15 protein-coding genes and 2 pseudogenes are annotated in these 14166 nt (G+C 42.8%); 12 read left to right on the top strand and 5 right to left on the bottom strand.

Translation table 11 applies throughout. From position 1 onward, the window contains the following. Positions 1 to 60: 60 nt before the first annotated feature. The 5 genes from hutG to hutP all read right to left on the bottom strand — a co-directional run bounded on the left by hutG (position 61) and on the right by hutP (position 6031). A complete protein-coding gene (gene hutG / locus CDO84_RS19345; RefSeq protein ID WP_040081304.1) occupies positions 61 to 1020 on the bottom strand; it encodes a formimidoylglutamase in 960 nt (319 codons plus the stop codon). Then, positions 1013 to 2278, bottom strand: coding sequence for an imidazolonepropionase (gene hutI / locus CDO84_RS19340; RefSeq protein ID WP_040081306.1), 1266 nt, complete (start codon positions 2276 to 2278; stop codon positions 1013 to 1015). Before hutI ends, hutG begins: the two co-directional genes overlap by 8 nt. 12 nt (positions 2279 to 2290) lie before the next feature. Beyond that, positions 2291 to 3949 (bottom strand): urocanate hydratase, encoded by a 1659-nt coding sequence (hutU, locus tag CDO84_RS19335; protein ID WP_040081308.1) that lies wholly within the window; start codon positions 3947 to 3949, stop codon positions 2291 to 2293. After that, positions 3946 to 5472: a histidine ammonia-lyase gene (hutH, locus tag CDO84_RS19330; RefSeq protein WP_040081309.1), complete on the bottom strand. Its 1527-nt coding sequence runs from the start codon at positions 5470 to 5472 to the stop codon at positions 3946 to 3948. The genes hutU and hutH overlap by 4 nt, the downstream gene beginning before the upstream one ends. A gap of 112 nt (positions 5473 to 5584) precedes the next feature. Then, a complete protein-coding gene (hutP, locus tag CDO84_RS19325) occupies positions 5585 to 6031 on the bottom strand; it encodes a histidine utilization transcription antiterminator HutP (protein ID WP_040081310.1) in 447 nt (148 codons plus the stop codon). A 287-nt stretch (positions 6032 to 6318) separates the two neighbouring features. On the opposite strand from hutP, the pseudogene CDO84_RS21520 reads away from it, so the two are divergent. The 12 genes and pseudogenes from CDO84_RS21520 to CDO84_RS19265 all read left to right on the top strand — a co-directional run. Continuing rightward, positions 6319 to 6445, top strand: a pseudogene (locus CDO84_RS21520) (hypothetical protein); the annotation flags it as partial. 161 nt (positions 6446 to 6606) lie between these two features. Then, positions 6607 to 8016 carry an arabinan endo-1,5-alpha-L-arabinosidase AbnB gene (gene abnB / locus CDO84_RS19315; protein ID WP_040081312.1) on the top strand — a complete coding sequence of 470 codons (1410 nt, stop codon included), beginning with the start codon at positions 6607 to 6609 and terminating at the stop codon, positions 8014 to 8016. 306 nt (positions 8017 to 8322) lie between these two features. Beyond that, positions 8323 to 8688 (top strand): YwqH-like family protein, encoded by a 366-nt coding sequence (locus tag CDO84_RS19310; RefSeq protein ID WP_040081314.1) that lies wholly within the window; start codon positions 8323 to 8325, stop codon positions 8686 to 8688. 11 nt (positions 8689 to 8699) lie between these two features. Continuing rightward, a complete protein-coding gene (locus CDO84_RS19305; RefSeq protein ID WP_014481382.1) occupies positions 8700 to 8969 on the top strand; it encodes a YwqI/YxiC family protein in 270 nt (89 codons plus the stop codon). Positions 8970 to 8988: 19 nt separating this feature from the next. Continuing rightward, the gene (locus CDO84_RS19300; protein ID WP_040081317.1) at positions 8989 to 10719 is read left to right on the top strand and encodes a T7SS effector LXG polymorphic toxin; all 1731 of its coding nucleotides are present in this window, start codon (positions 8989 to 8991) and stop codon (positions 10717 to 10719) included. A gap of 25 nt (positions 10720 to 10744) precedes the next feature. Next, positions 10745 to 11161 carry a hypothetical protein gene (locus CDO84_RS19295; RefSeq protein WP_040081318.1) on the top strand — a complete coding sequence of 139 codons (417 nt, stop codon included), beginning with the start codon at positions 10745 to 10747 and terminating at the stop codon, positions 11159 to 11161. 198 nt (positions 11162 to 11359) lie between these two features. Continuing rightward, the gene (locus CDO84_RS21790; protein ID WP_040081319.1) at positions 11360 to 11614 is read left to right on the top strand and encodes a DUF2247 family protein; all 255 of its coding nucleotides are present in this window, start codon (positions 11360 to 11362) and stop codon (positions 11612 to 11614) included. 368 nt (positions 11615 to 11982) lie between these two features. Continuing rightward, positions 11983 to 12232, top strand: a pseudogene (locus CDO84_RS21785) (hypothetical protein). 76 nt (positions 12233 to 12308) lie between these two features. Beyond that, complete coding sequence (locus CDO84_RS19280) at positions 12309 to 12695, top strand: hypothetical protein (protein ID WP_040082483.1); 387 nt, start codon at positions 12309 to 12311, stop codon at positions 12693 to 12695. Positions 12696 to 12850: 155 nt separating this feature from the next. After that, positions 12851 to 13114: a hypothetical protein gene (locus CDO84_RS19275; protein ID WP_014665973.1), complete on the top strand. Its 264-nt coding sequence runs from the start codon at positions 12851 to 12853 to the stop codon at positions 13112 to 13114. 112 nt (positions 13115 to 13226) lie between these two features. Next, on the top strand, positions 13227 to 13724 hold the full coding sequence (locus CDO84_RS19270; RefSeq protein WP_040081320.1) for a hypothetical protein: 498 nt from the start codon (positions 13227 to 13229) through the stop codon (positions 13722 to 13724). 99 nt (positions 13725 to 13823) lie between these two features. Next, complete coding sequence (locus tag CDO84_RS19265) at positions 13824 to 14141, top strand: hypothetical protein (RefSeq protein WP_040081322.1); 318 nt, start codon at positions 13824 to 13826, stop codon at positions 14139 to 14141. Positions 14142 to 14166 lie beyond the last annotated feature (25 nt).

Here is a 14166-nt window from a genome sequence, read left to right as displayed (position 1 = left end):
TTAGCTGCCATTCATTAGGCAGATGAGTTTCTCATACCCAAAATACAACCTGCCAGAAGATCACTTGAATGGGGAGAGTTTCATTCCTTTTAATGCGTGTAACAGAACATGGGCTGCAGCTCTGCTTGTCATATCTCGAAAATCAAGGGTAGGATCAACTTCAACGATTTCAATCCCGGCGACATTGGGCTGTTGTGCGATGAACTTGACGGCTTCAAGCAACTCATCTGTATAGAGACCGCCCGGGCCAATCGCTGGACAGCCGGGTGCATGGGACTGGTCTAAGACATCCATGTCAACAGATATAAAAATGAAATCTGTTCTTTTTTGAACGGCAGGCAAAATCTCTTTTATCGTTGGGAGTAGTCCTTTTTCCCGGATCATGCCCATCGTGTGAATGTTCACGTTATGCTTTTTTGCATAAGCTTCATAGGCCTGACTGTTGCTGAATTCTCTGATACCCAGCTGGATCAAATGTTGGCCTTCAATAATCTCTTCATCCAAAAGGCGGCGGAAGGGAGTGCCGTTTGTCGGCCCCCCGTCCTCCGTATTGCGGACATCATGATGGGCATCAAATTGAATCACTGCTGTCGTTCCTTTTGTTTGTGCTATCGCTTTTATGGTGGAGTAGCTGATCGAGTTATCTCCCCCGAGTACGAGCGGCACCCAATCCGGATGGTCCGAAAGCAGAGCATGCATGGTTTGGAAAATGTGATGATGTGACTTTACGATATCAGTGACATGAATATCGATATCCCCCAGATCATATAGAAGATCTGATATGATGTGCTCTCCAAGCTCAGCAGAATAGGCTGATGAATGTTTCAGAGCCTGACGTATTGTTCCGGGTGCAAAGGAAGCGCCGGAATGACTGATGGATGATTTTGATAGGGGGACACCTATCAACGCCGGTCCCTTAATGTCTTGGCCGTCCCATCCTGCGATGAGGTCGCTCATTTTTGTGACATCCCGGTCCTTAAACGAATAACCGGCTTCTCTAAGAAAAGGGTACTTATCCAAGAATGGCTCCCTCCCTGTTGACAACAATTGTTCCGTTTTTCATGACTTGATGTACATGGTTGACCCCGTAGTGATACGGAATATACATATAGTTCGAGGCTTGCCAAATGACAAGATCAGCTGAGCGGCCAGCTTTGAGCTGACCGGCTTCTTCTCCTTTTCCTATGGCATATGCGGCATTGACTGTGACCGCATGCCATATTTCTTCTGCTGTCATCTTCAAATGAAGCGCGGCAATCGACATGATCAGCTGGATATTTTCAGTCGGCGAGCTGCCAGGGTTAAAATCCGTTGCCAAGCTGATACATACCCCTTCATCGATCATAGCTCTTGCCCTGGCGTATGTGCTTTTGCCAAGATAAAATGTTGTTCCCGGCAAGAGGACGGCAATCGTTCCTGCCTCGGCCATTTTCGATATGCCTTCGTCCGATGCACCTACCAAATGGTCGGCTGATATAGCCTTTAACTCACCTGCTAATTCGGCTCCTCCAAGCGGATCGATTTCATCTGCGTGTATTTTTAATCCGAAGCCCGCCTCAGCTGCTTGTTGTAAATAACGGCGGGATTGGCTGACTGTAAAAACGCCTGTTTCTGTAAAAATATCAGCAAAGCTGGCGAGCTCTTGTTCTTTGATTTCCGGCAAAAGGGAAAGCATTTGATCAAGAAATTGATCTGGATCGTTTTGATATTCGGGAGGAATCGCATGGGCTCCCATAAATGTGGAAACAAGATCAACTGGCTGGCTTTCATGCAGTTTTTTTGCGACACGCAATTGTTTCAGCTCTGTATCTTTTTCCAAGCCGTAGCCGCTTTTCACTTCTGCCGTGGTCGTGCCGTAGGACAGCATTCTTTGCAAATGAAAATGGGCTTTTTGCAGCAGCTCTTCTTCTGATGCTGCCCTGGTGTCCTTGACTGTAGACAGAATCCCGCCGCCCTGCGCCAGGATATCCAAATATGAAATGCCCTGAAGCTTAAGGTTCATCTCCTTTTCGCGAGATCCGCCAAATACAAGATGGGTGTGCGGATCGACGAGTCCCGGCGTTACAAGGCGTCCCGAACAATCAATGATTTCGTCTGCCTCGTAACCGGCTTCAGCCCCTTTTTGTCCGGCGAACACAATTTTCTGTTCATGGATGCCGACAACAGCGTCTTCGATTATATGAAGATCCTGCATGCTTTTGCCTGCACGCGGGCCGCTGCTTTCCATCGTTAAAAGCTGACCGATGTTGGTGAGAATCGTATCAATTTGCTTTGGCATATCATCACTCCTTTATTTTTGCATCGGCACGATAATGTCCTGTTCCTTCGCTACTTCAACGGCACGTTCATAACCGGCATCAGCGTGGCGGATAATGCCCATTCCCGGGTCGCTCGTTAAGACACGGGCGAGCCGCTCGTCAGCCAGCTCACTTCCATCGGCAACGGCAACCATACCGGCATGCAGGGAATAGCCCATTCCGACGCCGCCGCCATGGTGGAAGGAAACCCAGCTTGCACCCGCCGCCGTGTTGACAAGCGCATTCAGCACAGCCCAATCGCCGACAGCGTCACTTCCGTCCTTCATCGCTTCTGTCTCCCGGTTTGGAGAGGCGACAGACCCGCAGTCCAAATGATCTCTCCCAATTACGACAGGCGCTTTTAGCTCCCCGGTTCTAACCAGCTCGTTAATGGCGAGGCCCATCTTTTTTCGTTCTCCATATCCAAGCCAGCAAATACGGGACGGCAAGCCTTGGAAGGTGACTTTTTCCTGTGCCATATCAATCCAGCGGTGAAGGGCTTTATTTGTCGGGAACAGTTCTTTTAATAACGCATCCGTACGGTAAATATCTGCCGGATCACCGGAAAGCGCCGCCCAGCGGAACGGTCCTTTTCCTTCACAGAATAGGGGGCGGATGTAGGCAGGGACAAACCCCGGAAAATCGAAGGCATTCTCCAGCCCTTCATCCTTTGCGACTTGCCGGATATTGTTGCCGTAGTCAAATACAATAGAGCCCTTTTGTTGAAAGGCCAGCATGGCTTCGACATGTTTTTTCATGCTTTGCTTCGCAAGGCGCACGTAAAGATCTGGATTGTCTTGACGCAAACGGTCAGCTTCATCAAGTGAATAGCCCTCGGGAACATAACCGATTAAAGGGTCATGGGCAGATGTCTGATCGGTCACAATATCAATTTTGACACCGCGGTTCAAAAGTGTGTGATGCACCTCAGCTGCATTTCCGAGAAGCGCAATGGACAAAGGTTTTCCTGCCAATTTTGCCTCTTCAGCCCACGCTAAGGCTTCCTCAATCGATGCTGTTTTTCGATCGCAGTATTTTGTTTCGATCCGCTTGTCGATGCGTTTCTCATCAACCTCGACGGCAATGACGACGCCTTCATTCATCGTGACAGACAGCGGCTGGGCGCCTCCCATTCCGCCGAGACCCGCTGTCAGCGTCAATGTTCCTTTTAAGCTGCCTCCGAAGTGCTGTCGTGCGAGCTCAGCAAAGGTTTCATAGGTTCCTTGCAATATGCCTTGTGAGCCAATGTAAATCCAGCTGCCAGCCGTCATCTGTCCGTACATCATTAACCCTTTTTTCTCCAGCTCGTGGAAATGCTCCCAGTCTGCCCACTTCGGAACAAGAACAGAATTTGCTAAGAGCACGCGCGGGGCCTGCGGGTGTGTACGGAACATGCCAACAGGCTTTCCGGACTGCACGAGCAAGGTTTCATCATTTTTTAGTGTTTTTAAGGAATGCTCAATGGTGTGAAAAGCGTCCCAATCCCGTGCGGCTTTGCCAATGCCGCCATATACGATGAGATCCTCTGGCTTTTCGGCGACTTCCGGATCAAGGTTGTTCCGAAGCATCCGAAGCACCGCCTCTTGCTCCCACCCTAAGCATTCAAGCTCTGTTCCTCTGTTGGCACGGATTGATTTTTTTACATCAGTCATATGTTCATCCCCCTTAGTTCTTCATTCTGATGATCAGGTAATAAAGATTCTTTCTTCAGCCAGTCAGTCAAGCGTTCAATGTCATAGGAAAAAACACGGTCCTGCTGAATGGACGGCACGACTTTTCTCATTTCCTGAAAAAGCTGTTTCGTATAGGACGCTGCATGTTCTATGCCTCTGTATTCAACTGCCTGCAATGCGCAAATCGCTTCAATCGCAATGACTCTCCTTGTATTTGCGATCACCTGATAAGCATGCCGAGCAGCGATGGTTCCCATGCTGACATGGTCTTCTTGGTTTGCGGATGACGGAATAGAATCCACACTTGCAGGATGGGCCAGTGTTTTATTTTCAGAAACGAGTGAGGCCGCGGCATACTGCATGATCATTGCACCGGATTGCAGACCGGGATGAGGGCTTAGGAACGGCGGCAGGTCATTCAGCTGCGGATTCACAAGTCGTTCGATCCGGCGCTCTGCGATATTCGCAAGCTCTGAAATTGCGATTTTCAGAAAATCCATGGCAAAGGCGATCGGCTGTCCGTGAAAGTTTCCGCCGGAAATCACTTTGTCACCATCATTGAAAATAAGCGGATTGTCTGTAGCGGCGTTCATTTCAATCTCTAATTTTTCTTTAACATAGCCTAGCGTCTGCCAAGTTGCACCGTGTACCTGCGGGATACAGCGCAATGAATAGGCATCCTGCACCCGCAGTTCTCCCTGGGAGGTTATCAGGCCGCTGTCAGATAGATAGAAGCGAATTCGTTCTGCGACATCGATCTGCTCCTGATAGCCGCGGGCTAAGTGAATATCCTCGTCAAATGCATCGATAATTCCCCGCAAGCCTTCAATCGTTAAGCTGGCAATTCGCTCTGTTTGATAGGCTAGTTTCTCAGCTTCAATGTAGGCGACCACTCCCATTGCAGTCATGGCCTGAGTCCCGTTAATCAAGGCAAGCCCTTCCTTGGATGTCAGCGTTACCGGCTGAATACCGGCTTTTTTCAAGCCTGTCATTGCCGGCATTCTTTCCCCCTCAAAAAAGACTTCTCCTTGCCCGATCAGCGCAAGCGCCAGGTGGGAAAGCGGCGCCAAATCTCCGCTTGCGCCAAGTGATCCTTGCTGGGGAATGACAGGATGGACGCGTTTATTTAAAAAAGCAAGCAACTGTTCGATCAGCTCAGCGCGTACACCGGAAAAGCCTTTTAACAGCGCATTGGCGCGCAAAAGCAGCATTGCCCTGGACACACACTCAGGAAAAGGATCGCCGACACCGCAGGCATGAGAGAGGATTAAATTCAGCTGCAGCGCCGCCGAGTCTTCTTTTTGAATCAGGACATCGCTGAATTTGCCAAATCCGGTGTTGATGCCGTAGATTGTCTTTTCGTCACGTACAATCCGTTCCACCGCCGCTCTGCTTTTTTTCACGCGCTCCATACTTTCTTCGGAAGCCACTGCCTTCTCAAAATCAAACAGCACACGAGCGACGTCGGCTGTTGTCAATGAAGAACCGTCTAAAGTCACCATAAGCCCAACTCCTTTTTCTTTACTTTGGTAAAGCGCCCATACAAAAAGGAGCTATGCTGTGAACATCTGTTTTCACGCATAGCCCCCTATCGTCTATGATCTATGGGCTGTTTCATATGTGATTAATTCCAACACCGAATGTCTCGTGCTCAAGACCTTTAATCGGCGCCCCGATTGTTCCGTAAAGCGAGACAGCAATCCAATCGCCTTCCGCTTCACTTTCATAAGGATTTCCCCTCAAAACAGCAAACCTCAAGCCCACCGTCCGAAGCAGTGATCCAAGCAGCATTTCACCTCTGGTCACGCCATGCAAAGCCTCCATCGTCGCATGATAAAGCGCATGTGACTCCCGATAACCCTCAGATTGAATGACACCGCTCTTTTTGGAAGCGGTTTCAATTGCGGCTACTACTTTATGCGCGTCCATTGATCCTACCTTGCCAAGACAGACCTTCCATCCGTCTCGCCCCAGCTCCTCAACCTGCGTACTCTCTTCAGCCTCATTCAGCAGCAGGAGAACAGACAGCCGTCCGATCCGACGCTCTTTGTGCAGTGTCATATGAATCACTCAATTCCTAAAAATTCTGATAACTATTAACTGAGTATTATATTAATTGGTTCAGCAGCAGAAGTCAAAAGATTTTTTACAGTCTTTAACAAGTTAGATTGCTATTGTGATAGCGAGACGCAGACAAGATATCCAGACAGGAGGCAAGCGCCGCTGTTTTACTCTCAATATGCATTTACTACGTCGTATTTTTCGCAAGGCATTTTCTAAAGAGCCAGCCAACTGCCTCAGGTGTTGACGGGCAATCAGCCATCATCTTAAAAAACGCCGACAACGAAATGGCTGTATCACAGTCGATGCAAAACCTGACAAAGCAGTTATTACATGTATGCGAATGAAAACAGAGTGATGAAAGAAGGAGAAACAGCAAAAGAGTTGAACTATGAAGGAGAGGATATGCAAGCAGCAGTTCTGCGCAAGACTGACAGACATCAGTCTGACTATGTAAGAGAAATCACCTATTTGTTTGAATATGAAAACATTCGGCTGTTTTTAATAGGCGGGGTATTTTCATAGTGAAATGTAAGCGTTTAAAATTTAATAAAAAAGAGAGGCGAATTGTTTAGATGTTCAACCGATTGTTCCGTGTATGTTTTCTTGCGGCTCTTATCATGGCCTTCACCCTCCCAAACTCCGTTTATGCACAAAAACCAGTATTTAAAGAAGTTAGCGTCCATGACCCTTCCATCATTGAAACGAACGGCACCTTTTATGTTTTTGGATCTCATCTCGCTTCAGCAAAAACGAATGACCTCATGCAATGGCAGCAGCTGACCACCAGCGTAAGCAATGACAACCCACTGATTCCGAATGTCTATGAAGAATTAAAAGAAACCTTCGAATGGGCCCAATCCGACACTCTTTGGGCGGCTGACGTCACGCAGCTGGCGGACGGCAAATACTACATGTACTACAACGCCTGCCGCGGCGACTCGCCTAGGTCCGCCATGGGTGTTGCCGTCGCTGACAACATCGAAGGGCCATACAAAAACAAAGGCATCTTTTTGAAGTCAGGAATGGAAGGCACAAGCAGCGATGGAACACCGTATGACGCAACTAAACACCCGAATGTTGTCGACCCGCATACCTTCTTTGATAAAGACGGCAAGCTGTGGATGGTGTACGGATCATACTCAGGCGGCATTTTCATACTTGAAATGAACCCGAAAACAGGCTTCCCGCTTCCTGGACAGGGATACGGGAAAAAACTGCTCGGCGGCAATCACAGCAGAATCGAAGGCCCGTATGTTCTCTACAATCCAGACACCCAATACTACTACTTATACCTGTCATTCGGCGGTCTCGATGCAACAGGCGGCTATAACATCCGTGTGGCCCGCTCCAAGAAACCGGACGGTCCTTACTATGATGCAGAAGGCAATCCAATGCTCGACGTCCGCGGCAAAGAAGGCACATTCTTCGACGACCGCTCCATCGAACCATATGGCGTCAAACTCATGGGCAGCTACACTTTTGAAACAGAAAATGAAAAAGGCACCGGGTACGTTTCACCAGGCCACAACTCCGCATACTATGACGAGAAAACCGGGCGTTCCTATTTAATCTTCCACACCCGCTTCCCGGGCAGAGGTGAAGAACACGAAGTCAGAGTCCACCAATTGTTCATGAACAAAGACGGCTGGCCGGTAGCAGCGCCATATCGTTACGCAGGCGAAACATTGAAAGAAGTAAAACAAAAAGACATCACAGGAACGTACAAACTCATCCAGCACGGAAAAGACATCTCAGCCGACATCAAAAAAACCATCAACATCCAGCTCAACAAAAACCACACCATTTCCGGGGAAATGACCGGAACATGGAAGAAAACCGGAAAAAACACAGCTGAGATCACATTAGCGGGCAAGAAGTATAACGGGGTATTTGTACGCCAGTGGGATTCGGTGAGAGAGAAGAAGGTGATGACGTTTAGTGTGTTGAATGGCAGCGGTGAGGCTGTTTGGGGATCTAAATAAGATGAAGAAGCGCCTTCGAGGGAAGGCGTTTTTTTATGATTATTATTGACTAATAGTAACAGTTAAGCACGAGGGGGAAATGTAAATGATAGTGAGATGAAAGACCTGAATGAAAAGTCCCTATTGTGATTATTCGCCCTCTTGTGAAATCGTAAAAAACGTATTTTTAGCAAATTAGAACCGCTTTAACTTCCCTTAAGACAAACCTTTTTACCTATTTATCCAATATGACCCATCATGTAATATGAAAATAGTCTGTATTGTAAAGAATTGACACAGTTTGATAGAAACACGAGGTGTTGCGGCATGCATAGTGAAATGTTGTTACATTCGGTAAAAGCCGACTTACATGAAAAGCAGGAACAGATCCATCAATTAAAACGAGTGCTGCACGAAATTAGGCAAATCAAACACGATTTCTCTGAGGCCCAGCATCTCATTCACCGGCCTCATCTTCACCGGGAGGCATGGAGAGGAACACATGCGGAGCGGTTTGAAGATATTCGTGAAGGAATGAACAAAGCATATCAGCAAATCAAAAGCGATCAAGTCAGCGGAATCATCGAAAGCATAGAAGGAAAAATCCACTCATTAGAGAGCGATGTGTATTCCATCAGACACCAAATCACGAGGATAGAGCATGAAATAGAGAAGGAAAAACATAAAAAGTGAGGTGAGCACAAATGGCACAGGAAATTAAAATGGTCTATGGCACAGTGAAGCAAGGGCTTTCTCAGCTTAAGAATTCAGCTGAACTCAAATCCTCCTTGCCCGGTCATCTCTCAGGCAGAAACCATTTGAATGTTGTGAAGTCCATCGAGCAATTAAATGAGGACATCAAAGAGCTCACTGAAGCATATGCGTCCGTTCTGGCCAAGCATATTGCACAAACGGAAAGTGCAGTAAACGCTATGAAGGAAACGGATGAAAACATATCATCTTCCATGAAATAAAGCGCGGGAGGACAAGGGATTGAAAACATTAGATGTCCACGCTCTTCACGAGGGCATTCAGCATACGATTGAGAAACTGGACAAGCAAAAACAGCAGCTGGAGAAGCTGGAAAAAAGCGTTGAGCATCTGGCAGGCATGAAGGATGCGCTAAAAGGAAAAGGTGGAGACGCCATCCGGACCTTTTACGAGGAGTGCCACAAGCCTTTTCTCCTTTTCTTTGGCATGTTTATCGACGAATACAAAAAAGTGCTGAAACAAACCCAGCATGCGATTTCTTCTGTAGAATCTGACTCCCACGGCATGATTGCAGAGGCTTTTCTCTCACACGATGCGAGACATGGGGTTAAGCATGCACGAGAAGTGACAGAGCAGCTCACAGACGCAGTCAATCGCCAGACATCAGCCATCGGCCACATCGTCAGCTTGCCGACAGTCAATGATACCTTTTTCCGTATGGAAACAGAACAGGCTGAGCGGCTGATTTCAGACACCCTGCATAAGCTCTTTCAATTTGACGGCCAGCAAACCCAAGCACTAGAAACTGCAAAATCAGATTTTCAAACGATGAAAAAATACATTGATCAGCTCGAAGCCATGTACACTGGCCCGAAAATTGAAATCACAGGCTACAAAAGCGGCTCCATCCTGAAATCACAGGAAGAAGAAAACATCAACCAAACCTTCGGCGCTATTAACTCTCAAATGAAGCAGGCGGATGATTCACCGATGGAGATGATGTTGAAGAAGCTGGAGAAACATAAGCAGTCCAACGTTGATACCGTGATGAAGGATGGCAAACAACAGAAGATTGAGCGTGAGATTTATGGTGATGACAGTAACGTAACAGTTCTGCAAAAAGAAGCAGAGGCCCATCCGAAAGTCTATGGAGACATACGGGTGATAAATGATAAACTATATAATCATAAAGGATTAAAAAAGATAGATACGATAGAAGTGATTGACGAACTAACTCGCGATACTGCAAGCATCGACTACGTCGGCGGCAAATATTTTGTATATGCAAACGGCCAAATTGTGAGAGAATTCTACGCCGGAGGGAAAAAGCGGCTAGAAGAAGTGTCTTACATTCCAGAGGATAACGTAGGCGGAGCCGAGTCACTTGATTCATTTCTCGCTGGAACGCAGTATGAATTTATTGAGTGGGTAAGCCCTCAGGGCGCTGTTAAAAAATTGGCGGTTCGAGGCGGGAAGCGTGTTGTCACAGATGTTGCTAAACATGTAGCGGAGAAGGAAAGTAAGGGTGAAGTTAATAAGGTTGCTTCAAAGGGTGCGAGTGAAGGTAGGAAATTGGTATCTTCAAAGACGGTTATTAGCTCAGATATGGAAGCGAAAATATTGGAAGGACAACGTAAAGTTCCAAAAAATATTTTAATAGGTGGACATTCCTCAAGTATAAACAATGCTAATGATAATTTCGCAGTGGAAGTACTATCTGCTAATGCAGATGGGACGAAAAATGTTATGTTTACTAAGCAATTTGTAGATGGTAATATTTCTAAAATTAAAAAGAGTACATTATTTCCGGAATCGTGGAATGATGATCAGATTCTTAAGAGTATTATAGAGGTTGGAAATACACCACCTATATCTACAAGGTTGAGGGATAGATCAACTTGGCATAGAGCATCAAAAAATGGAGTGGAAATAGATGTTATCAAAAATGGTGACGATGTAACTAGTGGTTACCCAACAGGAAAGGTAAATGCGCCTCGTCCATCAGGTTTTTAAGATGTAAATTGAAAGGTGATAAAAAATGTATAGAGAATTGGATAATCTTTTATCTGCTGAAACAACTGAGGACTCATGGTACGATGATGGTTGTATAATTGCAAGTGATATATTGTCAGATTTTAGAGCAGATGATTGGGGGAAATTAAAAAACGAAGCACTTACTAAACCTTTGGAATGGCAAAAAAAACTGGCTTACTGTATGAATAATAACGGAAGTTCACATGAATTTTCAATATTACTATCACTACTTAGTATTGATGATGATGAGCTATTTGAGGTATGCATAGATTCTCTAAGAAGCTTTGTCACTCCCGAGAGTAAACAAATGATATTGAACGATCCATCCATACTTCAGCGAATAAATGATAAGTTGCCAAAAGCAAGTGCCCCAGTAAAGAAAATACTTGAAGACTTCCTTGAGAAGGTTCATTCTTTATAATTTGTTATAGAATTGTTTATGCAACAATGCTTAAAAGTCAATGATAACTTTTTAAAGCTTATTCTCACACAGTGATGTGGAGTGGAATAAGCTTTTCCTATTGCAGAATCAGCTCCTAATTTTAAAGGCATCAGGTAAAATAAACCACAAGAAAGAGATAGACGGTGCATACAGTTGAGATAATCAAGAAAAACGAATTTGAATGTAACTGTTACATTGTTTATTAGTAGGCAGTTTAAGTTAATTTCTTCACAAGATGTAACAAATTATGCGGTTAATTATCTAGAGAATAATCCTAATATTAAAGATGAGAATATCTTTGAATTGCCGTGGGAACAAACTGAAGAAAGAGCAGATGCATTATTAGAACACATAGTCTCTAATAGCCGTTCTGAAGTCTTGAATAGAGAGTATCATAAGTGGTTATACATCGTTTTGAAGGATATATATTAATTCTTCTGATGATATTATGTTTAGCGACATTAAAATTATTTTTTCTATTTTTAATACAACTGAACATATGCACAATTTTTTTAGAAAGGTATCGGATGCATTTTATTATCCTTCCGATTCGAAATATACAGTAAAAGAACTCCTGAAAGAATTTCTAGAAACTGAGAGAAAAATAATCTCAATTAAGTAAGATTGGAAAATACTCATTGTATTGGTGGAATATATCAAGATTATTTTAATCTAGGCAAAAGAAAGTATTAAGTACAAAAACAAAAGAGATGTTTTAGCAACAGAAGAAGCTGATGAAAGAATGGGATGGATAAAAGAAAAGTGGAGTGAATTGAATTTTACTAATTGAGGAATAAACAGTGGCGGTATACATTTTAAAAACTAAAAGAATATGAAGATAATGAAACTGTGGTTTACAAATTCGGGCCTCATGAAAATACTATGGGCAAAATGAGATTATAAAATAACTAGGAAGTTTTCAGAGAAATTCCTGATAAAGATCTCCCGTCAACATTTTATTTTGATCGAGCTGCACAAAGATTAGCTGTTTGTTTAGTAAGAGAAGGAGGTGTATTTCCAGAAAAAACAGCTTTTGAGTCTTGCATATAATAAAACCTTGATTGGCAAAACGTCTTTCAAGGTTTTAATCTGCATTCAATATAATAAAAATCAAAGAGGTTCTCCTATGATATATAAAGCACTTGTTAAAGGACTTGATCCACATATAGAAGAGGAAGTGATACTCGAAATTGATGGTATTGAATTCACAGGTTTTTCTTCTGTCTATCCTTATGAAATTGAAGTGGGGAAAAAATATCCTGTGTTAGTTGGTTTTACAATTTTGGATGAGTTAGTTATTCGTGAAAATAAAGAAAAAACAAAAGAATTAGAACGGATTGGATTAGGATATCAATATTATATTAGGGGAATTTTGCAAGAAGATTCAATTTATGCAGGAATCGTTCTTACTGATGAAGATCAGTATTCTTCTGAATATCCTCATTTAATTGGGAAAAATGTTGAGATGAAGGTTGACAGGATAAGTATAGAATTTTTAAGGGAGGCTGTTTAAATATAAAAAATAAAAGGTTTATAAACATTGGAAATTTAAATTCTTTTATGAAAAGGTTTTGTTTTTGAACATAATTAGGAAAAACAAATGAAGGAAACCTTGATTGACACTCCCATAAATAATAGCTGAAGAAATACATAAGGTGATTGTAGAGAGTGAAGAAGATAGATGAGAAATTTTTATTGAGAAAAATAAATGAATCATTATTAATCATTCAGATTGTTTTGCCCCTAGCAGGAATAGTTCTAACTATCACGACAATCTGGTTAGCAAATACCAATCAAGTTAACGATATAGAGTTATATGTAATTGCTGGTTTTTCATATGGTGTATTTTTCTTTTTGTTCCCTTTAGGTATTTATATATTTAGGAAAAGAATACTTATAAAAAAATTAAATGATTTAGACGGATATCAATAAGTTTCTAATACGTGAACGTACAGTCTAAGAGCCATTGGGTTGAAAAAAATCCATTCAAGAAAGTCATCCGGGAATAGGATTTGAAACTATTATTAGAAGGTCATTTGAAATTATGTTAAAAACATTAGAATGTAGAGATAAAAAGCCTATGAAAGTAGAATTTGATGTCTCTACACCAATTAATATAGAATTTGGAAACAGGAATATACCAGAAGATAAAACGGTATACTGGAGAACCGGAGATTTTATAAAATCATTAATCGAAGTAGGATTTACACAAAAAACAGGAGAAATTCGTTCTATTACATTAACTCTGTGTGAAAGTGTTTATAAATCTAAAGAATGGAAAAACATTGAACCAATAAAAGGGCTTCCTGTTCTTAGCGTAGACCGACAACAGAATGAAACGTATATCGATGAAAAAGGAATATTAAACGTATATATAACAGATAAGACAGTTTATATTCAATTTTCAGCTCATGAGATAGAATCTCTTATAGAAAATAATCACGTATTATTTTGTTTGGATTGTGATGACAATATTTGTGGTGTCATTATAAACGATGTAGGAGATAATGAAATCAACATATTAGAACAGGCATTAAAATAATAATAAAGAAAAACTTTGAAGGGTGAACCTTTCAAGGTTTTTGACAATTATCATCTTTTTCTAGCAACAACAAATAAAAAGTTAAGGGGCAGTTTAAAAATGTTCACTACTTACAATGAATATGATTTATTAGAACTGTTTGATAGCGAGCCAATAAGCGTGGTGAGTGACCCCCTTGCAGAAATATTTATGTACTCTATCCAAGATATGAAAGGCTTTAGACTGATTCTGACAATGGATGTATACGCTTTGGAGTGCAATCTAAGTCTCACCTTCAATGAGTTGCTTGTTTTTGAATCTAAGTTTATAAATGTTACTCAATTAAAAAGATGTAATTCTGATCTATTTATATATATTCATAACGAACCAAAGGTAAAGGTTATATTTAAAAAGCAACTTGGAATTACTTTTGTTTAACGACATATATGAAAGCAAGGACGTT

It is taken from the genome of Bacillus sp. MD-5, assembly GCF_002201875.1.
Lineage (GTDB): Bacteria > Bacillota > Bacilli > Bacillales > Bacillaceae > Bacillus > Bacillus stercoris.
Note: the sequence above shows the minus strand (reverse complement) of the source record. Positions and strands in the feature narration are given on the sequence as shown.

Coding starts and splice junctions, on each gene's coding strand:
- hutI (WP_040081306.1), bottom strand. CDS start 2,278: ATGCCAAAGCAAATTGATACGATTCTCACCAACATCGGTCAGCTTTTA.
- hutU (WP_040081308.1), bottom strand. CDS start 3,949: ATGACTGATGTAAAAAAATCAATCCGTGCCAACAGAGGAACAGAGCTT.
- hutH (WP_040081309.1), bottom strand. CDS start 5,472: ATGGTGACTTTAGACGGTTCTTCATTGACAACAGCCGACGTCGCTCGT.
- hutP (WP_040081310.1), bottom strand. CDS start 6,031: ATGACACTGCACAAAGAGCGTCGGATCGGACGGCTGTCTGTTCTCCTG.
- abnB (WP_040081312.1), top strand. CDS start 6,607: ATGTTCAACCGATTGTTCCGTGTATGTTTTCTTGCGGCTCTTATCATG.
- CDO84_RS19310 (WP_040081314.1), top strand. CDS start 8,323: ATGCATAGTGAAATGTTGTTACATTCGGTAAAAGCCGACTTACATGAA.
- CDO84_RS19305 (WP_014481382.1), top strand. CDS start 8,700: ATGGCACAGGAAATTAAAATGGTCTATGGCACAGTGAAGCAAGGGCTT.
- CDO84_RS19295 (WP_040081318.1), top strand. CDS start 10,745: ATGTATAGAGAATTGGATAATCTTTTATCTGCTGAAACAACTGAGGAC.
- CDO84_RS19280 (WP_040082483.1), top strand. CDS start 12,309: ATGATATATAAAGCACTTGTTAAAGGACTTGATCCACATATAGAAGAG.
- CDO84_RS19270 (WP_040081320.1), top strand. CDS start 13,227: ATGTTAAAAACATTAGAATGTAGAGATAAAAAGCCTATGAAAGTAGAA.
- CDO84_RS19265 (WP_040081322.1), top strand. CDS start 13,824: ATGTTCACTACTTACAATGAATATGATTTATTAGAACTGTTTGATAGC.